The following is a 20,979-nucleotide window of genomic DNA, read 5'->3' on the forward strand; positions in this document are numbered from 1 at the left end:
CCATGGCATATCCACACATTGATATCCTCGATTGGGGGACCTTGCAGCCGCTGTTCGACCGGCTGCAGGCGGCCGAGCTGACCGTCGAAACCGCCGGCGCCTGGCTGCAAGAATGGAGCGACCTGAACGCGGCCTTGCATGAGGGCAGCGCGCAGATTAACCGTGCGGTATCGGAAAACACGGCAGACGCCGCGGCCGAGGCGCGCTTCAACCACCTGGTGGAGGACATTGTTCCCAAATCGTCCACCGCCAACCAGGCTCTGAAGCAGAAGTTCCTGGCCCTGAGCGACTATGTGCCGGCGGCCGACACGGCGATGCTGCTGAAGCGCTTTCGCACCGAAGCCAGCATCTTCCGCGAAGAGAACATCCCGCTGGAAACGGAACTGGTCAAGCAAGGCAACGAGTACGACAAGACCGTGGGCGCCATGACCATCGAGTGGGATGGACAGGTGGAAACCCTGCCGCAGGCCGGCTTACACCTGCATGAGCGCGACCGCGCGACACGTGAGCGCGCCTGGCGCCTCTTGATGGATCGTTTTCTGGCCGACCGCGCCAGGCTGAACGAGCTTTACCTCAGCATGCTGCCCAAGCGACGGCAGATGGCACGCAATGCCGGATTTTCCACCTTTCGATCCTACATGTGGCAGGCTTATAACCGTTTCGATTATACGCCGGAGGATTGCTTCACATTTCACGATGCGATCGAGCATGAGGTCGTGCCCGTGGCGACGGCGCTCAATCAGCAACGGGCGACCAAACTGGGACTGACTACGCTGCGCCCGTGGGACATGGAGGTTGAAACCGAAGGTGAACCGCTGCGACCGTTCAACGACGTGCGCGATCTGGAAGCCGGGGTGCAGCGCATGTTCAACCAGGTTGACCCGGTGTTGGGCAAGCACTTTGCCACGCTGCGCGACGGGTTTCTGGATCTGCCCTCACGGCAAAACAAAGCGCCCGGCGGCTATTGCGCCAGCTTCCCGGTCAGCCGGCGTGCGTACATCTTCATGAACGCGGCGGGGACGCATGATGACGTGCAGACCCTGCTGCACGAGGGCGGCCATGCCTTCCACTATCTGGAGTCGGCGCGCCAGCCGCTGGTTTGGAACCTCAACGGCCCCATGGAATTCTGTGAGGTGGCTTCGATGGGCATGGAACTGCTGGCGGCGCCCTATCTGGCGCAAAGTCGCGGCGGTTTCTACTCAGAGGCTGACGCACAGCGGGCCTACGCCCAGAAGCTGCGCGGTATTATCACCTTCTTGCCCTACATGGCCGTGGTGGATCGTTTCCAGCATTGGGTCTATGCCGAAGCGCCGGACAATATCACGGCCACCGATCTGGATGCCAAGTGGAGCGAGCTGTGGGATCGCTTCATGCCGGGAATTGACTTCACTGGCCTGCAGAGGGAGAAGGAGACCGGTTGGCAGCGCAAGGGGCACATCTTCACCGTGCCCTTCTACTACATCGAATACGGCCTGGCTGAGGTTGGCGCCATGCAGGTGTGGCGCAACGCGCTGCACGATCAGGCGCAAGCGGTGGCTGACTATCGAGCCGCGCTGGCGCTGGGTGACACGCGCCCATTGCCGGCCCTTTTCCAGGCGGCAAACATCCGCTTTGCTTTCGATCGCGACACTGTCGGCGAGCTGATGCGCCTGGTTTCGGGTAAGATACAGGAACTGACCGCGCCCAATTGAGGGATTGAGGGAGACCTGGAATCCACCGCGGAGAGCGCAATCGTAGGTCACGCCTCCGGCGTGACGACGCTGTCTGCGGCAGAGCACGCTCTCCTGCGCCAGCGTCGTCCGGCCAGGAGGCCGGACCTACAGCAGAGCTTCACCAGGTTTGAATGTTCGGGCTGTGCTGTCCTTCCCATAGGAGAAGGCAAAAGCCATCGGGATCGGCCACGACCATCTCAATCGTGCCCCAGGGCTGGGGGCTGGCTTCCTGCAGGACTTGACCGCCGGCGCGCTGAATCAGGCTGCTGAGTCGTGTCAGATCGCTGGCGTGAATGTGCAGAGCAACCCCCACGCCGTTGGCCGCCCCCACCGGCCAGGTTGACGCAAGCTGCTCAGTGGCAGCCTGCGCGGCGTGCAGATGAAGTTCGACATCACCCAGACGTAGGGCCAGGAATGTATCGGTATCGCCATAGTCGAACAGGGACACGGCGCCCAGGCAGTCCCGGTAGAAGGCAGCACTGGACGCCACATGGGTCACATGCAAGACGATCGCGGTCAAACGTGGAACTGGCATGACCAACCTCTCCAACACTGGACAGACATGGCTGAAAACCGGGTTTCTGACCTTGCAGCAGCCGACTGCGTACTCACCATACCATAAGTTGACAATCCTGACAAGCGCCCGCACACGAAGGCACGAAGACGAGAAAGGAAACAGGACCGGTGTCGCCACCACGTCGCAAACCACGCACGATCACCAGTAACTTCGGCTCCACGGGGCGCGCCAATCATGATGCCACGCCGTTTTATGCCAGCCGCCTGATGGCAGAATTGCCGCTGTTGGACACGCCAAGCGGGGCGCCCTATGCAGAAAATCCACTGCCAGCGGCCGCGCTGGACAGCATCTTCTGCAAGAGCTGTGAAGCGATGGATGACCTGCCCGATGCCAGCGTCCACTTGATGGTCACCTCGCCGCCGTACAACGTGGGCAAGCAGTATGACGACGACCTTTCGCTGTCGGAATACCTGGCCTTTCTGACGCGTGCGTGGCGCGAGGTCAAACGGGTGTTGGTGCCCGGCGGTCGCGCCTGCATCAACGTGGCGAACCTGGGACGCAAGCCGTACATCCCGCTGCACGCCTTCATCCTGGAATCCATGCTCGATTTGGGCTTCCTGATGCGCGGCGAAATCATCTGGAACAAGGCCGCGGGCGGGAGTCCATCCACCGCGTGGGGCAGTTGGATGTCGGCCACCAATCCCATCCTGCGTGATGCGCACGAGTACATCCTGGTCTTTTGCAAAGACACTTACACCCGCCACAACCCCGGGCGCAAGAACACGATTGGCCGCGATGAATTTCTGGAGTACACCAAGAGCGTCTGGACTTTCGCGGCCGAGGCAGCCAGCAAGATCGGTCATCCCGCGCCGTTTCCGATCGAACTGCCGCGGCGCCTGATTCAGCTCTACAGCCTGGCCGATGAGGTGGTGCTCGATCCGTTCATGGGCAGCGGGCAAACGGCCATTGCCGCTCGCAAAGCCGGGCGCCATTTTGTGGGCTATGAGACCAACGCGGCCTATGTCGAACTGGCAACGCGGCGGCTGGCGGACGTCAGCTTCACACCGGCGCCAGTCAGTGACACCGAATCGCCTGCGGCCGCGTCGGCCAACGATTGAAAACCTGAAGAATTGACAAAAAAAAGCCAGGCCTCTTTGCAGAAGCCTGGCTTTCTTGTTTCAAACGTTCGGGAGCCGAACTACACCCGCGGGTTCAACGTTAGTTGGTGCCGCGGCGCCAGCGCCAGACAGAGACGCCGGTTACAGCCATCAAAACGGCCAACATCCAGGCCCAGGTCACCGTGCCATTGCTGGCCGAGACATCGTCCAGGTCAACCGCGGTGGGCGGAGCCTGGCAGGCCGTGACCGCGACATCGTCCACTTCCCACCACCAGTCCCAACCGGCGATGTAGTGCCAGCGGATGACGGTATTGGCGCTGGTGGAGACGAAGGTGCCATCGTAGGTCTTGGGGCCGCGATCATCGACCGTCCAGGTGGTGATGTTCGACCAGGTCGAGCCGCCGTCGGTGCTGAAGTCCAGCGCGCCGGAGTCCGCAGAACCGAGGTCGTTGTAGTCATACTTGAAGACGATGCGCGGATCGGTGTAGCCGGTCAGGTTGAGCACAGGTGACCACATCTGGGCGTTCATCGCAACGCCGCTGCCGCAGGCATCGCTGTCCGCGACGGCGAAGAGGCCGCTGCCGCCGGTGAGGTTGCCGCGGGCGCCAGGATCGGTGTTGGTCCAGTCAGGAATGCCTGTGCAGCTTGAGGTGCTGTTGGCCACGACCCAGCCGGCGGGCGGGAAGGTGCCTTCGAAGCCTTCGTTGACCAGCGTCACTTCGCTGAAGCCGGCGGGGCAGCGCGGCGGGAGCGGTGTGGGAGTCGGAGTCGGAGGCGGCGGAGTCGTAGGCGTGGGGGTGGGGCCGCCTCCGCTGCTGCTGCCTTCGATCATGAACGGCAGGTCTTGCGGGAAAGTGGTGTCAAGTAGGGCGACGAATGCTGCACCGGCAATGGATTGCATGGCATTGGCGCCCGGTTTGCCCGTCTGACCCACGATCGAGACAGGGGGCGCCCAGGGACCAGAGGCCAAAGTGCCGCCGGTCTGCCAGTCGAGCCAGTAGGTGCCGGCGGTCAGCACGGTGCCCACCGTGGTCACCTGGCCCATGATGGGGCGGTTGCTAACGGTCAGGCCCGTATCAAGCACGCGGTAGTCGTTGGTGAAACTGGTGCTGGCCATGCGGTTGGTGGTGGTGTCGCCGAAGACGACGCTGCCGACGTCCGGCATACCGCTCCAGATCCGCAGATTGACGCGATTCATGGTCGAGGTAGTCGTCGAGCCAGTCTGATACGCGTAGAAAGTAACCGTGTTGATCGTCCAGGTTTCGCCGGCTGGGACAGTGAAGTCGTCGGCGACGCGGTTATTGGCCGAAAGCTGCTGGCCAAAGCCGTAGACAGTCAGGCCGATTGCTGTCTGCACGGCGCTGGCATCGGCGCCGCCGAAACCACCGCCCGGATGCGTGACCAGGGGGCCGTTGTCGAACAGGATGGCGCCTGGCGCCATCGGTGCGTTCGGGACATTGTGGCCAGGAACGAACTCGACCTTGCCACCGGCGGCAGCAGCTACATCCTGGGCGCCTGGGGCCACAGGGCCGGCAAGCTGGTTAGCGCCTGCAAAGGGCGCCACGATCGCCATGGTGGCGAGCAACAGCACAACGAGTAGGACATACAGTCCAGTTTTACGCATGATGAAAGTTTCTCCTCTGGGTGATGCACTTGGGGTGCCGAACAGTCGAACGAACACGATGGTCAAGGCGCAGACAGGTGTGAACACCCTGACGGTTGCTGTCACTAAGATGGGGCGCCAATTCTCCTTTCCTGCTCAGGGCCTTCTGCCGGCGACGCACGGGCGCCGCAATAGCAGAAATGCCAGAACACCAGGGTGATGGTCTATAACAATACCGGTCTCGCGGCGAGTGCCGTCACGCCGGTTGAAATAAGCATCGGGTACGGGTGCGACAGATTGTTCGAGAGGGCAGTCAGGCGACTCGTCCTGGAGCAGCCTGCGGGATTGGGGGGTTGGATTCGGTTAAGACCCGGCGACGGCCTGCAGCCGCTGTGGGTCCAGAATCACGATGTGTTTGCGGCCGATCTCAATCAGGCCCTGCACCTTCAGGTCGTTGAGGACCTGGGTGGCCGTCTCACGATAAGTGCCCACCGTTTCGGCCAGGTCCTGATGCGTCAACCCTTTGATGTCGTCACTGTTTTGCTCCACGCGTACGCGCAGGAGCAGCGAGGCCAGGCGAGCGGGGATGCCTTTGAAGGCCATGTCTTCCAGGCGCTTTTCCGCCTCACGCAGGCGGCGGCCGGTAATCTCCAGCACGCGCAGCGCCACCATCGGTTTGTTCAGGAACAGCCGCTCCAGGTCCGTGCGGCTCATGACGCAGATATGGCAATCATCGGTGGCTTCGGCAAACGCGTTGTGCATCTGTTGGCCCAAAAGGGCCATTTCGCCAAAAAGGGTGCCAGGTCCCAGCGTCGTGATGACCAGCTTCTTCCCCTCGGCCGAAATGCGATACAATTGCACCTTGCCCTTTTTCAGAATGAAGAGAACCTCGCCCGTTTCTTCTGGGCGATAGAATACCTTGCCCTTCTGAACCTGGCTGATCGTCGTGATACGATCTATCTCTTGGATCTCGCGAGGGGAGAGATCTTGAAAGATCTCGATTTCTGACAGATAGCCAATTTTGTCGCGCGGTGCAGACATTTTTTCTTCCGCCAGCTGTGCAAGAGGTTGACTTTATACTGCGGCAGATTATACACAACTGTACGCCACAATGCAAACCGGCCATAGCAAAAGAACGTTTTGATTGCTGTTCTCACTGGAATGGTGTAGAATGAACAACATGCTTGTACAAATACGAAAATGCTGTTCGAGAAACCCAATCCATCGCATCCCGCTTGTTCTGGTTCTGATGATCCTGTCGGCCGCCTGCACCCGTCCGACGCCGGCCGCCCCCCTGCCAACAGCCGATTCGCGGCCGACGCCGCTGACAACTGCCACCAGCATGCATAGACCACCGCTGATGCCGCATCCGCTGCTCAACAACATGGACTGCACTGCCTGCCACAACCCACGCAGCACTGTGCCTATCCCGGCCAATCATGCGCTCTATACCGGCGCTGAATGTCTGCGCTGCCACGAGGCGGCTCTGCCCTCCACGCCAGGCCCAACGCCCACACCGCAGCCGATGGCCCATCCAATCGAAGGGCGCGAGACCTGCTCGTTATGTCACGCCGCTGATCGCCTTGAGCTGCCGGCGGACCACCGCGCTGACACGGACGAAAAATGCACCGAGTGCCACACCGGGTCGTAAGTCAGTGGGTGATGAATGGCCCGGCGGCCAAACTTCGTCACTCGCCCGGCCTGCGCTTGAAGTCCACGAAACTGTAGCCCACCCCGCGTTCGTTCATGATGTAGCGCGGGTGGGCGGGGTCCGGCTCGATCTTCTGCCGCAGATAGGTGATGTAGACGCGCAGCAGTTGATGTTCGTCGCGATACTCCGGCCCCCACACCCGCGCCATCAGCGTTTCGCGTGGCACCACGCGGCCCGCGTTCTGCACCAGGTGGTACAACAAACGATATTCGGTGGGGCGCAGCTTGATGCGCACACCATGCACCAGCACCTCGTGGCGCTCCAGATCAATGCTCAGCCCATCGTCCACCCGGATCAACTCCTGGGTCGCCAGGCTGCGATCGTCCGTGCGCCGCAGCACCGCGCGGATGCGGCTCACCAATTCCTGGGGATTGAACGGCTTGGTCAGATAATCATCGGCTCCCAGGTCAAGCCCATGGATACGGTCGCTCACTTCGGCCTTCACCGTGACCATGATGACCGGCACCGAAGAAATCTCGCGCAGCAGGTGCAAGGTCTCGAAACCGTCCATCTGCGGCATCGCCACATCCATCACCACCAGGTTGGGCAAGTCCTCGCGCACGCGATCGAGCGCCTGAAAGCCGTCGGCTGCCTCGATGACCTCGAAACCTTCCAGCTCCAGATTCATTCGCTCCAGGCGGCGAATGCGCGCTTCATCATCTACAACCAAAATGCGTGGCTTTTCACTGCTTGCTATGGCCATGCTTGCCTCCGCCTTTCGCGGCATCACACCGCACCCAGGGGCAGCGTGAAGAAAAATGTGCTGCCTTTGCCCGGTTCGCTCCGCACCCAGATGCGCCCATTGTGAGCCTCGATGATCGCTTTGCACAGAAAAAGTCCCAGGCCGGCGCCCTGCGTCTTGCGTCGCAGGCTCGAATCCACCCGGTAAAAACGCTGAAACAGATGCTCCTGCTCCTGCGACGGGATGCCAATGCCCTGGTCCGCCACATAGACCGTCAGCAATTGGCGCGCAGCATCGAGCCAGCCGCCGATGCGGATCACCCCGCCGTCTGGCGCGTACTTGATCGCGTTGCTGATCAGGTTGTTCAACACCTGGCGCAGGCGTTCCTGGTCGGCCAACGCCGGCGGAAAGTCCGCCGGAAAATCAAGCTCAAAGGTGTGCTGCGCACTCTGCAGTTTGAATCCTTCCACCAGGCGCCCCGCCAGACCCGGCAGGTCAACGTCGGCCAATTCCAACTGCAACACGCCGGCCTGAATGCGCGAGACATCCAGTAAATTATCCACCAACCCGTTCAGCCGATCGGCCTCTTCTTCGATCACCGTCAGGCTGTCGCGCAGGGTGGTGGAGTCCCACTGCGCATCGGCCCGGCGCAGCGTGCTGGCGTAGCCTTTGATCAGTGAGATCGGCGTCTTGAGTTCATGCGTGATGACCGACACGAAGGTGCTCTTCATCTCTTCGGCCTCACGGAAGCGCGTAATGTCCACCACGTTGACGATAATCTGCTGCAGCGCCGCCCGTTCATCGAAGAGCGGCGTGTAGGTCACTCCCACCGTGATGCGCGAACCGCCGGGGCGCACCAGGTCGCCTTCGGCCGTCACCGAACCGCGCCCGGCCAAATCCAGCGGTGTACCCATCTCCTGGCACAGATCGGCGCCCTTGACATTTTCCAGGGCCAACACCTGGTAACAGGGCAGCCCCTGGGCCGCGGCAGGCGTCCACCCGGTCAGCGTGGCCAGCGTCCGGTTGATCACCTCGATCTTGCGCTCCGGGGTCAGGATCATCACCCCGTCGGCGCTGTTCTGAATGATCGTGTCCAGGCGGCGCCGTTCATCGTTGACCGCCTGGTAAAGCCGCGCATTGCGTACGGCAATGGCAGCCTGATCCGCAAAATCCTGCAAAACCTGCCGGTCATTGGCGGAAAAGGCAGCGCCGCCGCTGCGCACGATGTAGATCAAACCGAGCAGGTCCTGATTGACCTGTAAGGGCAGCGCCACCACCTGGCGCAACGGCAAACCCGTGGCGGTGGACACCATGTGCAACTTCAGCGCCAGGTCGGGGATGGTCAACGCCCGTTCCAGCAGGTTGGCCGAGCGCCGAATATCGGTCAACAGCGGAGCAAAGAGGGGCAGCAGCCGGTGGGGAATGCCGTAGTACGCCTCGACGCGATAGCTGTCATCCGGTTGGCTGAGCGCAATCAGGCCCACCTCGCCCTGCACCATCTCCGCGGCCGCGCTCAACGTCAGGCGCAACAACGGCGCCAAATCGAGGTTTGACGTCATGGCGCGCGCGATTTTGAGCAAATAACTGCGTTGGCGTAACTCGTACGTGGTCTGCATGGTTCCATCTTAGCAAACTGCCGTTCAAATGTCAAAGCAAAATAAGTCAACGCCATTTGCCTTTTGAGTCATCATCGGCTACAATCATCGCGTCGCACGGGCGGCATATTTTTTTGACGAATCCTGTTGCACACACGTCAATGCTAAAACGAAGCCCACGTTACGTAGCCGATCTTGTCCTGCGTTACGAAGGCGTCGTTTTGTTAGTGGCCGCACCGTTCTTGCTCTTTCCCAACTCGATCACGCCGTTTGCCCTGGCCCTCTTGGCCCTGCCCTGGCTGCTGCGCTGGTGGCGGCACGGTTTTCTGACCCGGCGCACGCCGCTCGATTGGCCCCTGGCCCTGCTGGCGTTGATGGCTTTTGTCGGCGCCCGTCAGGCGGTTGATCCCGCGCTGGCGCTGCCCAAGCTGCTCGGCATCCTGCTCAGCCTGGCCACATTTTACACCGTCATCAACACCACGCACCACATCCGTCACGCCTGGCTGTGGATAGCCCTACTGCTGATCCTGGGCCTGGGTCTGGCCCTGCTCGGCGCCCTGGGCGCTGACTGGTTCGAGCGCAAAATTTTCAACCTGGGCGGCCTCTATCGTCACCTGCCCCGCCTGCCGGAGGCGCTGCGCCAGCGTCTGCAGGGCGGAGATTTTCACCCCAACGAGATTGCCGGCATGATTAGCCTTTTCTTGCCGTTATCATTAGCCATGTGGTGGGGCGCGTGGCGGCGGAGCAGCGATCCGGCCTGGCCACAGCGGGCATTGCCCGCACAGCGTCTGCTCCTGACTCTCATCGTAGCCATTCTCGGCAGCGTCCTGCTGCTGACGCAGTCACGCAGTGCGATTCTTGGCCTCCTGCTGACGGCCGGCGTGGTGGCCCTGGTCTGGCAATGGCGCCTGGTGGTCTTTCTGCCTGTGCCAGGCGCCGGCGTCTACTGGTTGTTGCGTGACAGCAGCCAGTGGCTCCTGGCTCAACCTGGCGCAGATCCGGCCAATCTGGTGGGCAGGATGGAGATCTGGCAGCGGGCGCTGCTGGCGGTGGCCGATTTTCCCCTCACTGGCATTGGCCTGGGAACCTTTCGCCGCCTGGCCATCGCGTATGCGCCCTTCTTCGATGTGGATCCCGTCCTGGCCGATGTGGGCCATGCCCATAATATCTTTTTGCAGACGGCCCTGGACATGGGCATTCCGGGCCTGGTGGCCTATGTGGCGGTGCTCTTGCTGGTCGCCGGCATGGGTTGGAGTCTCTACAAACGGACTACCAGCCCAACCGGGCGCCTGCTCAGCGCCGGGCTATTGACGAGCCTGTTGGCTTTTCACATTTTCAGCCTGACCGACGCCGTTGCGCCGGGCGCCAAGCCTGTTTTCACCCTGTGGATGTTTGTGGGGATGATCGTGGCCCTGGGCCAGGCCAACGTGATCGGGAATTTGCCGCAAAGGGACCTGAAAACCTAACGCATGAAATCGAAATTCAGTTTGGGCATTGCTTGCGTGGTGATGATAGCCGTGGCCCTGGCCGGCTGCGGTCGGCCGACACCCGCGCCGACCACAGCCCCCACTGCAGCCCCCACTACGGCCCCCACTACGATGGAGACCCGCCCTGGCGCCACGGACACCCCCGTGCCACAAATCACTGCGGCGCCCACCGCAACGGCGGGGGCAGAGGCGCTCACACCGCCCGTCCCGGTGACGCCCCTGACCGAGTCCGTGCAAGCCACGCGCCTGGTCATTCCGGCCCTGGCGCTGGATGTGCCGGTGACCGAGGTGGGTTGGCGTATTGTCACTGCGGCCGACGGTCAGCGCACCACGGAATGGGAGATTGCCGACAACGCTGCGGGGCATCACATCAACAGCGCGGCGCCGGGCACCGTTGGCAACGTGGTTGTTTCTGGTCACAACAACATCAAAGGCAAGGTGTTCGAAGCGATCAGCCTGGATGTTGACCGGCCGACACCGCGCCTGACACCCGGCAGCGATGTTGAACTCTACACCAGCAACGGGCGGCATCTGATCTATCGGGTGACGAAAATTGACCTGGTGCCGGAAACGGGCGCCCCGTTAGCGCAGCGCCTGGCCAATGCCCGCTACCTTGAGCAGACGCCAGACGCCACCTTGACCTTGATCACGTGCTGGCCTTCGTTTGGCAATACCCATCGTGTGATTGTGATCGCCAAACTGGCGGTTGTTCTCTAGTCAGACGATGACGAAATAGAGGTTTTTTGATGGAATTACGTCAATATGGAGCCATTCTACGGCGATGGCTCTGGTTTGTGCTCTTGGGGACACTGTTGATTGGCGGCATGACCTATGTCATCAGCCGCAACACCACGCCCGTCTACCTGGCAACCGCTACGATCTTTGTGGACCAGGCAACCAACGCCAACGAGAGTGTCTATGGAACGATCATCGCCAGCGAACGCCAGGCGCAAACCTATGCTCAGTTGATGTTGACCCGCCCGGTGTTAGACGCGGTGACAGCTCGCCTCGGTTTGCCCGAGCTGACGTCCATGATCAGCGTGGAACCGATTCAGGATACCCAACTCATTCGGGTAGATGTGGAGGATACTGACAAGGAGTTGGCCACGCAAATTGCCAACACCATCCCCGAAGTCTTTGTCGAGCAGCACACCGAACGCCAGCTACAGAAATTCACAGGATCGCGCGAAAGCCTGGACAAAGAAATCCGCTCACTCTCCACGAACATCTCCCAGGTGCAAACCAAGATCACTGAGTTGGAAGCGATTCAGAACCGCACCAGCGCACAGGATGCCGACCTCTCCCGTTTTCAAGACAGCCTGCAGCAATACCGCAACAGCTACGCGAACCTGGTCAAGAGCTTCGAAGACCTGCGGCTGAACGAAGCACGTGCCACAGACACCATCTCCACCGTCGAACCGGCCGAAGTGCCCAAGAAACCGGTGCGCCCGCGTGTCCTGTTGAACACCGTACTGGGCCTGCTCGTCGGTATGGTATTGGCAATCGGCGGCGTCCTGCTCATCGAATACCTGGATGATACCCTGAAGAACCCGGACGACGTTGTCCAGGCGCTCAAGCTGTCCACCCTGGGCGCCATTCCGCGTACGCGGCAAGACAATGGCGACGCCGATGCTGAGCGCCAGTTGGTAGCCTTCCTCAATCCCAAGTCACCCGTTGCCGAGGCGTATCGCATCCTGCGCACCAACATTCAGTTTTCCAGCCTGGATAAACCGATCCGCACGCTGCTGGTGACGAGCGCCAATCCTAGCGAAGGTAAGAGCACCACCGCCGCTAACCTGGCGGCCATCATGGCCCAAACCGGTCAAAAGGTGGTGCTGATTGACACCGATCTGCGTCGCCCGGTCATTCACAAGGTCTTCAACGTGCCCAACAACCTGGGCCTTACCAGCGCACTGCTGACGCCCCCGGATGCGTCCACGCTGCCACACCTGATTCAACCTACACTAATCAAGAACCTGTCGGTGTTGACCAGTGGACCGCTGCCACCGAACCCGTCGGAACTGCTCGGCTCCCGTCGCATGGCCGACCTCATCGAGGTGCTCAAGAGTGTGGCCGACATCGTCATTTTTGACAGCCCGCCGGCCCTGGCCGTGACCGATTCGGCCGTGCTGGCACGGCAGTTGGACGGTGTCCTGCTCGTGATTGATTCGGGCGAAACGCGTGAGCCGCTGGCCCGTCGCGCGATCCAGGAGTTGACCAAGGTCGGCGCGCACATCCTGGGCGTGGCGCTCAACCGCCTCAGCCCGACCACAACGGACGGCTACTACTACTACTATTACCATCACTACTACGGTGATACTGACAAGGGCGACAGTGAGAAGCAATCACGCAACACGAACGGTACCGGGAGTAGTACCGGTGATGGTGGAACTGCGAGCGAAGGACGCGCACCCCGCAGTGGCAAAAGCACCTTGCGCTCTGCCGCCCGTCGCTTGGCCACGATTTTTCCGTCCAGCCGTTCAGAATGATGTTTGCCAGGCGCTTGACCGGCTGCGCCCGGCCGCGATTACAGCCGCCGAGGTGGCTGTAGTCGTACGCCTGACGGCCGGCTGCGTGTTTTTTCTGACTCGCCAGGCTGCCAATGATGGACATGGATGACCGGACGCCAGCCGTTGCCCCAGGCTGGCGCTGGGGGCGCTATGCACAAGTGGGGCTTGGATTAGCCGTCAGCCTCCTATGCCTTTGGCTGGCCCTGCGCGACATGGCGCCAGACGCCGTGCTTCGCAGCCTGCGTCAGGCAGAGCCGACCTGGGTGGCCCTGGCGTTGCTATCGGTCTTGCTCACCAATGGGGCCAAAGCTGCACGCTGGCGCCTGCTCTTCTATCCTCACCACCGTCATCTGCCGCTCCGTTCCCTCTTCGCCATCCTGCTGAGCGGCCAGGCGGTTTCATTAGCCATTCCACTGCGCGGCGGTGAATTGGTGCGCGCTTACCTGGTCGGTCAGCGTTTTGGCGATAGCAAAGCGCGTACCCTGGCCACCGTCGGCGTTGAAAAGGTCATTGACCTGGCGATGCTTGCGCTGTGCGTCCTCATCCTGACCCCCTTGCTGGTGACAACCGGCGCGGCCGCGCTGACAAGTCGGCGCACCGCCCTGACGGTTGTGGCGCTGTTTCTGCTGGCCGGCGCCATCATCGGCCTGCTCGGGCGCCGGCACTGGTTGGCCCTGGCGCGCCGCCTGGCCGACCGCCTGCCCAACCAGCGCGGTATGCGCTGGATCGGCCTGCTGGACGCCGCGCTCCACGGCCTGGACGCGCTGCGCTTTCCTTCGGTGGTCATCCAGGTGACGGCCTGGTCGTTCCTCATCTGGCTCCTGGCTGGCTCCACCAACTTTTTGACGCTGCTGGCGTTACATCTGCCGGCCGATTGGGTGGTCTCGTTCACCTTGCTGGCGGTGCTGCAGGCCGGCGTCAGCGTGCCCAGCTCGCCAGGCAAGGTCGGCATCTTTCAGTACCTGTGTCAGTTGACCCTGGCCTGGTTCGGCATCGCGGCCGTGCAGGGCTTTGCCGTCGGCGTGCTGCTGTACGCGGTGGCGCCGCTGACACTGATGATCGCGGGCGGCCTGGCCTTGCTGTGGGAAAGCTGGCAACTGCGCCGAGAGGCGCCCGTCGCCGTCGCACCCTGGTCAGGGGAGCCACGGGAACCTGGGGAGGCGCCGACTTGATCTCCGTGGTCATTCCAGCCTACAACGCCGAACGCACGTTACCCGCCGCGCTGCGCGCCCTATCCGCGCAGATCGAGCAGTGGCCGCAGCCGGTCGAAGTGATCGTCGTGGACGATGGCTCGCAGGATGGCACCGCCGCGCTGGCCCGCAGCCTGGGCGCCCTCACCATCGAACAGGTGAACCAGGGGCCGGCCGCCGCACGCAATCAGGGCGTGGCCGCGGCCCAGGGCGACATCGTCCTCTTCACCGACAGTGACTGCGAACCCGCGCCCGGCTGGCTGGCCGCGATGGCCGCAGCGTTTGCCGATCCCGAGGTGATCGGTGCGAAGGGCACCTATCTCACACGCCAAACCGGCCTGGTGCCGCGCTTTGTGCAGATCGAATATGAGGACCGCTACGACCGCATGCGAGGCCAGGCCAGCATTGATTTCGTGGATACCTACTCAGCCGGTTACCGCCGTGCCATTTTTCTGGAAAATAGCGGTTTCGACACCATCTTTGCCACCGCGTCGGTTGAGGATCAGGAGTTTTCATTTCGCCTGGCGCAGAAGGGCTATCGCCTGGTCTTTGTGCCACAGGCCCAGGTCTATCACACGCACGATCGGGTGCTGGCTGAGTACATCCGGCGCAAGTTCTACATCGGCTACTACAAGGCCCTGCTCACCCGCTGGCTGCCGGAGCGCCTGCTGAGAGACTCGCACACGCCGCAGGTGCTCAAGGTGCAGATGGCGTTGGTGACACTGACCCTGGCTGCTCTGCCGCTGGCCCTGCTCTGGTCACCGGCCCTGTGGGGCGCGGCCGGGCTGGCGCTGGCCTTCCTGTTGACCGCCCTGCCCTTCACGCTCAAGGCCCTGCGCAAGGATTGGCCTGTGGGCCTGGCCACGCCTGTCATGCTGGCCGTGCGCGCGTTGACCCTGGCCGCTGGTTTTGGCGCCGGTCGTATTCACTTCCGCGGTGAGGTGCAGGGCGCGCGTTTGCCGGTGCTCAGCGGCTGGCAGCGCGCCGGCAAACGTCTGCTCGACATCGCCGGCGCCGCCATCGGTCTGGCGATCAGCCTGGTCCCCATGGCCCTGATCGCCATCGCCATCAAGCTCGATTCTCGCGGCCCGGTTTTCTTCAGCCAGACGCGGGTTGGCGAAAATGGACGCCTCTTCCGGGTGGTCAAATTCCGCTCCATGGTGGATAATGCCGAAGCGCGCCGCCATGAGGTGGTTGACCTGGACGCCCTGGCCGAGCCGGCCTACAAGATTCGCGACGACCCGCGCGTCACGCGCGTAGGCCGCTGGCTGCGCCGCTTCAGCCTGGATGAACTGCCGCAGTTCGTCAACGTTCTGACCGGCGACATGAGCCTGGTGGGGCCGCGGCCAGAAGAGACAGACCTGGTTGCCCGCTACAACGACTGGCAGCGCCGGCGTCTGGCCGTCAAGCCGGGCATGACCGGGCCGATGCAGATCAATGGCCGCGGCGATTTGGCGCTGGCCGCACGCGTGGCGCTTGAAGTGGAGTACATCGAGCACTATTCGTTGTGGCACGACGTGATCATCCTGCTGAAAACCCTGCCCGCCGTCGTGCGCGGCAAGGGGTCGTACTGAGTTCATCCGGCCAGCCGGCCGGACACGCCCTGCCGGTTGCAATTTTGGCGATCTGTTTTTGCAATGAGGTGTTCTTATGCGCTTATCAAACATGATTCTGGCCGCGCTTTTGCCCGCTGCCATCATCGCCATCATCGTGCTGCCCGCACAGGTAGCGGGCAAGGAAGTTGGCAAGGGAGCCGGCCACGAGTGGTTCCAAACCGTGCCGACGCGCACGCCCACTCCGGCGCCGCCGACCGTCACGCCGACCGCGCTGCCGCCCACCGTCACCCCGACGGCCCAACCGCCAACGGCCACCGCACCGCCTCCCACGGTGACACCCACTGACGCGCCTGCCACCGTCACCCCGCGCCCAGGGCCAACGGATACCCCAGAGCCTGGTGCGACGGATACGCCGACCGCGCCGCCGGCCACGGTCACGGGCGCGCCGGAGACAGGCACGCCCACCCCCACGCCTGCAGGCACACCGACGCCGACCGCACCGCCGGCCACGGCCGGTCTCAGCGTGGCCATCACCGGCGCCGTCATGGTGATGCCCGGACGGGCCTTCACGGTCAGCGTGGTGGCTGTCAACATCGGCAATGTGCTGCTGGAGCAGGGTGAGGTGCAGGTCATGATGCCGCCAGCCTTCACCTTGACGACGGCGCAGGCCTCCACAGGGAGTTTCGATGCCGGTCGTCGCCTGTGGCGGCTGACCAACCTGGCGCCCAACCAACCGCAGCAACTGACGCTGGTGCTCAGCGTGGGCAGCGGTGTGCCGCTTGGTTCCGTGCTGGACATCGAAGCCCAGGCCGCCGGCCGTACCGCCCTCTTGACGGTGGGTCTGCCACCCTCCTTCCTGCCGCCGGTGGGCGGCAATCCTGACCTGGCCGCGCAAGGTAGTCATGGTCGTCGCCGCGCCCCTGGACGTTGACCAGGTCGGCGCGCCGGGCATGAGGCAGGGAACGCCGGTCATCCACGCGGCCGCGCCCGCGGCGCGACCAGCGCTGGCTCTGGCGCTGCTGGTGGGGCTGACCAGCCTGGTGGTCTACCTGCTCACCCTGGCGCCCTCCATCACCTGGCAGCACCACGGCGCAGACAGCGCGGAACTGGCCGTGGCCGCGGCCGTTCTGGGCGTGCCCCACCCGCCCGGCTATCCCACCTGGACCCTACTCGCCTGGCTCTTTACCCATCTCCCCCTCGCAGAACTGGCGCAGCGCGTGGCCCTGCTCTCTGCTTTCAGCGCCGCCGCCACGGTTGCCATCGTCGCCTGGCTGGTGCAGGCCCTGTGGCCACACCAGCCCGGCCAGCGCGCGGCCGCGGTGCTGGCCGGCCTGACCCTCGCTTTTCAGATGACCTTCTGGTCGCAGGCCATCCTGGTCGAAGTCTACGCGCTGCACACCCTCTTCGTCGCCCTGATCTGTGCATTGACCCTGCCCCAGGCGCCCAACCGGCCTGCCCGGCGACGCGTGGCGGCCTTCCTGTTCGGCCTGGGTCTGGGCAATCATCTCTCGCTCATCTTCTTCGCTCCATTGCTTCTGTGGGACGGGTCCCCCCGGTTTGACGGCGGCGCTATCGTTTCGGCGGCGCAAAGTAGAGGGTTTAGAGACCTGATCCTACTGCCCCTGCCCCTGCTGGCCGGGCTGGCGGTCTATCTCTACCTGCCCCTGGCTGCCGGCCGTCACCCCGTGCTGCTCTGGGGTGACGCCACGACGCCCGGCGGTTTCTGGTGGCTGGTCAGCGGGCAACTCTACCGCGGCGCGCTCTTCGGCCTCACGATCCCGGAAATGCTCATGCGCGCCCAGTCCTGGCTGAGCCTGCTGGCGCAGCCGTTGACCTGGCCAGGGCTGATCCTGGCCGCATTGGGGCTGTGGCGCCTGGCAACGCAGGCGCGACGCCTGGCCCTGCTCACGGTCGGCGTGGCGCTGATGGTTGCCATCGTCGCCCTCGGCTACGCCACCGCCGATGCCTTTGTCTACCTGCTGCCCTTACAAGTGTTGGCCGCGCTGTGGCAGGCGGCTGGGGTGCTGACCCTGGTCGCATGGTTGACGCGCGGGCGCGCGGGCGGCTGGATTTGGCTGCTCTGTCTGCTGCCTGTGGCGCTGCTCTGGCACAACTGGGCCAATGTGGACCTCAGCCGCGACACCGAGGCCCGTCAGTATGCGCTGGCTGCACTGGCCGCGGCCGCGCCCGACGCCCTGCTGATTGCTGACGGCGATGAGCACGCGTTCGCGCTGTGGTATGCGCAGGACGGGTTGGGAGAACGACCCGATGTGGCAATCGTTGAGCGCACCCTGTGGAACTTCGACTGGTACCGCCGTCACCTGGTGCAGCGCTGGCCCGATCTGTCCGCTGCCGCGGGGCCGGATGTGAACGACCTCATCGAGAGCCAGCGCGGCCGGCGCCCCATCTTCATCACCGATCCCGATGAAGATATGGCTCTGCGTTTCGAGTTGAAACCGGTCGGGACTCTATTTGAGGTGGCATGGCCCGGTTCACCGTAAACTGATCGGGAGCATGTCCCAGCGCCGCCAGTAGTTTCCCGATCACCTGCACCACCGACTTCGCGCTCTGATTCGTCTCGATCCACAGCGCCGTGCCTGGAATCTGCGCCGGCGAGATCATGCCGTCCGGACTGCTGGCGACATAGTGGCGCGTCCGCCCTTTGACCGCGCAGGCAGCGTCGGCAAACGCCGGGCCGTGATGGGCAGCCAGGCTTGAACAGACGCCCAGCAGCACGGCTCGCCACGAGGCAGCGCCAGGATAGTGCTGGCCCAGCAGGGTAAACCCGTCAGGCTTCGCCAGTTCGGCCTCTGGCAGCGGCGGTGCGACCGGCGCGGGCGTCGCCGTGACTTGACTCGCGGCCGCGGGCGGCTCTACACTCTGCCCGATCAGATCGCCCCAGAACTCCTGATCCAGGCTGAGGACCGGCAGGGGTTTTTCACGCACGCCGACCTTGTGCCTGACCAGCAGTTCCACCAATTCCTGGCCGTTGATCAGGCCAATGTAGGATTTGTTCGGCGCTGTGGCCTCGACGCGCGCACCTTTGGAGAAGTCGCTGGTGGAAATGATGATTCCTTGCTGCTGCACCTGCAGTGAACCGCGCAGCGAAGTCACCGTGGGCGCCTGCACGTTGGCCTTCCAGCGCTTGGCCTGCACGGCCGCGCTGACGCCTGTCAAGCCGGTGGCGCGGTAAAGGCCAGTCACATCAATGCCGCCGTCGCCGCTGCGCCGGGTGACTGTCACCGTGCTCTCGTCGAAACCCATGCGGATCAACAGCTCCCCGATCAACGCCTCGAAGCGGTCGGACGGCATCTCCAGCAGCAGACCATGCAGTTGCTCGCGCGTGGCCCGGTTGATCTTCTCCACCTGCGCCTCGATTCCTTCCGGCCGCCATTGCACCAGGCCAAAGACCCCCTTGCCGGCGCGCACGAAGCGTGAATCCTCCTGCAGCGAGTCAATGTACAACCGCGAAGCCATCGTCGCTTCGGGCGTCAACCCCTGGGGCGAGATCAGCTTCCGCCCCAACGCGGCCTCGGTGATCTCCTCGAAGCGCAGCGGCCGGCCCGCAGCATGGAGGATGGAGTAAGCAGCATCGAGATAGGTCATGGTGGTAATTTCCTTCCACAAGAGAGCGTGCGACGGTCGTTAGCTGAGATTCAGCCGTTGAATGAGGCTTGAATGCCCCTTCAAGCCGGATCATGGCATTAATCATTTGATCCTGGATGTCAGGCCACCGGTGTTGATCCAGCAATCCACCGCCAAGAAGCAGAAACCGCACCCGGCAGGCGCGCTTGGCGTCCATTCGTTGCCACTCCAGCGGTTCACCGAAGGCCATCTCGATCTCTCCTTGCGGGCATAGAACGCGTCGAAGAGCTGCTTGTTCTGCTCGGCGTCGCCGCGGTCAATGTAGAGTTCAACCTGGGCGTCTTCCCTGCGAATCGCATAGTTGTAGCCAAGGCCGCTCCTGCCTGCACTGGCGCTGATCCAGTTTTCGGTGCTCGGAGCGATGCGGGCGTGGAGTTGTGTCCTTGCCTTCGCGCGTTCCAGAAGCTGCTTCCAGAATTCCATGCGTAGTACGTGGCGTTTGGCAAACTCCTTTTTCTGCTCGCCGGCCTGACGCGCTTCGCGCGTTGGGCCAGCCACCACCGTGAACTTCGGCGCCGGCGCCGAGTCGCCAATGCGATACGCCTCTATTTGCAACAAATAGAAGGCCATGTCTGCCGGCAGAATCTCATTCAGCCAATGCACGGCGCGTTCGTGCTCCGGGCGCGGTGCGCTGGTGATCCACACCGCAATTTTGGCACCCAGGTTGCTGAGATAGGTGATCAGCTTGCCCAGGTGGTCGTGATTCGTGCTCTCAAGCTGGTTCTCGATCACGACCAGGCGCTCCTGACCGTCGTCGGCCAGGATGTCAGCCGAGAAGACGCCGGCCGCGGCTTCGCGCTGCACCAGGGTGAGATGAGGAATGCCGAGCGCCTCGCCCAGCGGCCTTGCTTCGGCGGTTCGGGACCGGTTGTAGGCAGGACGAAGTAGCCGGCAGTGTCTTCTCCAATATGGACGGGCAAATCAGCCAAGCTCTTTCCATCAATGCTCAGGCTGTAAACCATGTGTTGGCTCTTTAGAGCCTCAGCAATTGCCGTCCGAACCGATGTTGGATCTACTTTGCCGTTATGAAGTCCAGTGACCTGGTCCACCAGGAGACCCACCTCCACTGGCTTCCCTCGTTCGGCACACGGCTCCAGCAGAGGCCGAACGTCCGCAGCCGTCACTGGCACAGGGCTGTCAAGCAAACGGCGGTATAGCTCCTCGCGCATGACCAGCCAACGCTGGCCCTGGAGGGGCACGTTGTAGGGCATTTCCTCCTTGAGGAACAGGCCAATGTAGCTGTCTCGTTGGTTGCGGTCAGCCTTCTCATCAGCGAGCTGCCCCAAAGCAAAAATGCCGAGCCGCTGACCGGCCTTGAGAGTTTCCTTCAACACACCCGGCTTGCCAGCATGGGTAGCGCGACCTGCCAGGCCAGAACCGCTGCCACAATTGGTCTTCCGTGACCCAGAGCTCCGTCTCAGCCAGAGATAGCGCCCGTAACGCTCAAGCATGTGTTCGGGGCCTAGCTCTTTCCGTAGAATCTGGTCGGTGCCCTTGCTCGTCAGGCGATCCTATGCTGCGCTTGAACGATGGTATGGGCTGGCGAGCGTGTGATCCCTTCGTCAACGACGTCCAGTTTCGAGCCACCGCCATTGGTCGCCGGGATCGCGGTTGGCACACCGGCCCAACTGGGCGCGCTGGGGATCGCCTTGC

General features: G+C 62.9%; 17 protein-coding genes and 1 pseudogene. 10 read left to right on the forward strand and 8 right to left on the reverse strand.

Annotated elements, in window-relative coordinates:
• Positions 1 to 2 precede the first annotated feature (2 nt).
• Positions 3 to 1,691, forward strand: a complete 1,689-nt coding sequence (locus tag IPM84_03560; GenBank protein MBK9091849.1) for a M3 family oligoendopeptidase — start codon at positions 3 to 5, stop codon at positions 1,689 to 1,691.
• Between the two features lie 139 nt (positions 1,692 to 1,830).
• Here the strand turns inward: IPM84_03560 and IPM84_03565 are convergent, their stop codons facing one another.
• Positions 1,831 to 2,247, reverse strand: coding sequence for a VOC family protein (locus IPM84_03565; GenBank protein MBK9091850.1), 417 nt, complete (start codon positions 2,245 to 2,247; stop codon positions 1,831 to 1,833).
• Positions 2,248 to 2,495: 248 nt separating this feature from the next.
• On the opposite strand from IPM84_03565, the gene IPM84_03570 reads away from it, so the two are divergent.
• The gene (locus IPM84_03570; protein ID MBK9091851.1) at positions 2,496 to 3,347 is read left to right on the forward strand and encodes a site-specific DNA-methyltransferase; all 852 of its coding nucleotides are present in this window, start codon (positions 2,496 to 2,498) and stop codon (positions 3,345 to 3,347) included.
• Positions 3,348 to 3,447: 100 nt separating this feature from the next.
• Here the strand turns inward: IPM84_03570 and IPM84_03575 are convergent, their stop codons facing one another.
• A complete protein-coding gene (locus tag IPM84_03575) occupies positions 3,448 to 4,971 on the reverse strand; it encodes a hypothetical protein (protein ID MBK9091852.1) in 1,524 nt (507 codons plus the stop codon).
• A gap of 342 nt (positions 4,972 to 5,313) precedes the next feature.
• A complete protein-coding gene (locus IPM84_03580; GenBank protein ID MBK9091853.1) occupies positions 5,314 to 5,970 on the reverse strand; it encodes a Crp/Fnr family transcriptional regulator in 657 nt (218 codons plus the stop codon).
• Between the two features lie 322 nt (positions 5,971 to 6,292).
• Here IPM84_03580 and IPM84_03585 point away from each other — a divergent pair, with 322 nt between their 5' ends.
• Complete coding sequence (locus tag IPM84_03585; protein ID MBK9091854.1) at positions 6,293 to 6,601, forward strand: hypothetical protein; 309 nt, start codon at positions 6,293 to 6,295, stop codon at positions 6,599 to 6,601.
• A gap of 37 nt (positions 6,602 to 6,638) precedes the next feature.
• Here the strand turns inward: IPM84_03585 and IPM84_03590 are convergent, their stop codons facing one another.
• Together IPM84_03590 and IPM84_03595 are read right to left on the reverse strand one after the other, a co-directional pair.
• Positions 6,639 to 7,364 (reverse strand): response regulator transcription factor, encoded by a 726-nt coding sequence (locus tag IPM84_03590; GenBank protein MBK9091855.1) that lies wholly within the window; start codon positions 7,362 to 7,364, stop codon positions 6,639 to 6,641.
• Positions 7,365 to 7,387: 23 nt separating this feature from the next.
• Positions 7,388 to 8,959, reverse strand: a complete 1,572-nt coding sequence (locus IPM84_03595) for a GAF domain-containing protein (protein MBK9091856.1) — start codon at positions 8,957 to 8,959, stop codon at positions 7,388 to 7,390.
• Positions 8,960 to 9,099: 140 nt separating this feature from the next.
• On the opposite strand from IPM84_03595, the gene IPM84_03600 reads away from it, so the two are divergent.
• The 7 genes from IPM84_03600 to IPM84_03630 all read left to right on the forward strand — a co-directional run bounded on the left by IPM84_03600 (position 9,100) and on the right by IPM84_03630 (position 18,182).
• Positions 9,100 to 10,404, forward strand: coding sequence for an O-antigen ligase family protein (locus IPM84_03600; GenBank protein ID MBK9091857.1), 1,305 nt, complete (start codon positions 9,100 to 9,102; stop codon positions 10,402 to 10,404).
• 3 nt (positions 10,405 to 10,407) lie between these two features.
• Positions 10,408 to 11,142 (forward strand): sortase, encoded by a 735-nt coding sequence (locus IPM84_03605; GenBank protein MBK9091858.1) that lies wholly within the window; start codon positions 10,408 to 10,410, stop codon positions 11,140 to 11,142.
• A gap of 29 nt (positions 11,143 to 11,171) precedes the next feature.
• Positions 11,172 to 12,914, forward strand: a complete 1,743-nt coding sequence (locus IPM84_03610) for a polysaccharide biosynthesis tyrosine autokinase (protein MBK9091859.1) — start codon at positions 11,172 to 11,174, stop codon at positions 12,912 to 12,914.
• A gap of 113 nt (positions 12,915 to 13,027) precedes the next feature.
• On the forward strand, positions 13,028 to 14,107 hold the full coding sequence (locus IPM84_03615; protein MBK9091860.1) for a flippase-like domain-containing protein: 1,080 nt from the start codon (positions 13,028 to 13,030) through the stop codon (positions 14,105 to 14,107).
• Positions 14,104 to 15,699: a sugar transferase gene (locus IPM84_03620; protein ID MBK9091861.1), complete on the forward strand. Its 1,596-nt coding sequence runs from the start codon at positions 14,104 to 14,106 to the stop codon at positions 15,697 to 15,699. Before IPM84_03615 ends, IPM84_03620 begins: the two co-directional genes overlap by 4 nt.
• Before the next feature lie 76 nt (positions 15,700 to 15,775).
• Positions 15,776 to 16,612 (forward strand): hypothetical protein, encoded by an 837-nt coding sequence (locus IPM84_03625; GenBank protein MBK9091862.1) that lies wholly within the window; start codon positions 15,776 to 15,778, stop codon positions 16,610 to 16,612.
• A complete protein-coding gene (locus tag IPM84_03630; protein MBK9091863.1) occupies positions 16,584 to 18,182 on the forward strand; it encodes a DUF2723 domain-containing protein in 1,599 nt (532 codons plus the stop codon). Before IPM84_03625 ends, IPM84_03630 begins: the two co-directional genes overlap by 29 nt.
• Here the strand turns inward: IPM84_03630 and IPM84_03635 are convergent.
• From IPM84_03635 to IPM84_03645, 3 genes and pseudogenes are all read right to left on the reverse strand, one after another.
• Positions 18,094 to 19,287: a restriction endonuclease gene (locus IPM84_03635; protein MBK9091864.1), complete on the reverse strand. Its 1,194-nt coding sequence runs from the start codon at positions 19,285 to 19,287 to the stop codon at positions 18,094 to 18,096. The two genes, IPM84_03630 and IPM84_03635, sit on opposite strands and share 89 nt — an antisense overlap.
• Before the next feature lie 61 nt (positions 19,288 to 19,348).
• A pseudogene (locus IPM84_03640) lies at positions 19,349 to 20,166 on the reverse strand (DUF4268 domain-containing protein).
• Positions 20,055 to 20,660: a hypothetical protein gene (locus IPM84_03645; protein MBK9091865.1), complete on the reverse strand. Its 606-nt coding sequence runs from the start codon at positions 20,658 to 20,660 to the stop codon at positions 20,055 to 20,057. The pseudogene IPM84_03640 and the gene IPM84_03645 overlap by 112 nt, the downstream one beginning before the upstream one ends.
• Positions 20,661 to 20,979: the final 319 nt, after the last annotated feature.

This window comes from Candidatus Amarolinea dominans (assembly GCA_016719785.1).
Lineage (GTDB): Bacteria > Chloroflexota > Anaerolineae > SSC4 > Amarolineaceae > Amarolinea > Amarolinea dominans.

What these genes read in the sequence shown, in the direction of transcription:
- IPM84_03610 (MBK9091859.1), top strand. Translation starts at nt 11,172, where the DNA reads ATGGAATTACGTCAATATGGAGCCATTCTACGGCGATGGCTCTGGTTT.
- IPM84_03560 (MBK9091849.1), top strand. Translation starts at nt 3, where the DNA reads ATGGCATATCCACACATTGATATCCTCGATTGGGGGACCTTGCAGCCG.
- IPM84_03625 (MBK9091862.1), top strand. Translation starts at nt 15,776, where the DNA reads ATGCGCTTATCAAACATGATTCTGGCCGCGCTTTTGCCCGCTGCCATC.
- IPM84_03575 (MBK9091852.1), bottom strand. Translation starts at nt 4,971, where the DNA reads ATGCGTAAAACTGGACTGTATGTCCTACTCGTTGTGCTGTTGCTCGCC.
- IPM84_03595 (MBK9091856.1), bottom strand. Translation starts at nt 8,959, where the DNA reads ATGCAGACCACGTACGAGTTACGCCAACGCAGTTATTTGCTCAAAATC.
- IPM84_03615 (MBK9091860.1), top strand. Translation starts at nt 13,028, where the DNA reads ATGATGGACATGGATGACCGGACGCCAGCCGTTGCCCCAGGCTGGCGC.
- IPM84_03600 (MBK9091857.1), top strand. Translation starts at nt 9,100, where the DNA reads ATGCTAAAACGAAGCCCACGTTACGTAGCCGATCTTGTCCTGCGTTAC.
- IPM84_03565 (MBK9091850.1), bottom strand. Translation starts at nt 2,247, where the DNA reads ATGCCAGTTCCACGTTTGACCGCGATCGTCTTGCATGTGACCCATGTG.
- IPM84_03590 (MBK9091855.1), bottom strand. Translation starts at nt 7,364, where the DNA reads ATGGCCATAGCAAGCAGTGAAAAGCCACGCATTTTGGTTGTAGATGAT.
- IPM84_03585 (MBK9091854.1), top strand. Translation starts at nt 6,293, where the DNA reads ATGCATAGACCACCGCTGATGCCGCATCCGCTGCTCAACAACATGGAC.
- IPM84_03570 (MBK9091851.1), top strand. Translation starts at nt 2,496, where the DNA reads ATGGCAGAATTGCCGCTGTTGGACACGCCAAGCGGGGCGCCCTATGCA.
- IPM84_03630 (MBK9091863.1), top strand. Translation starts at nt 16,584, where the DNA reads ATGGTCGTCGCCGCGCCCCTGGACGTTGACCAGGTCGGCGCGCCGGGC.
- IPM84_03605 (MBK9091858.1), top strand. Translation starts at nt 10,408, where the DNA reads ATGAAATCGAAATTCAGTTTGGGCATTGCTTGCGTGGTGATGATAGCC.
- IPM84_03635 (MBK9091864.1), bottom strand. Translation starts at nt 19,287, where the DNA reads ATGACCTATCTCGATGCTGCTTACTCCATCCTCCATGCTGCGGGCCGG.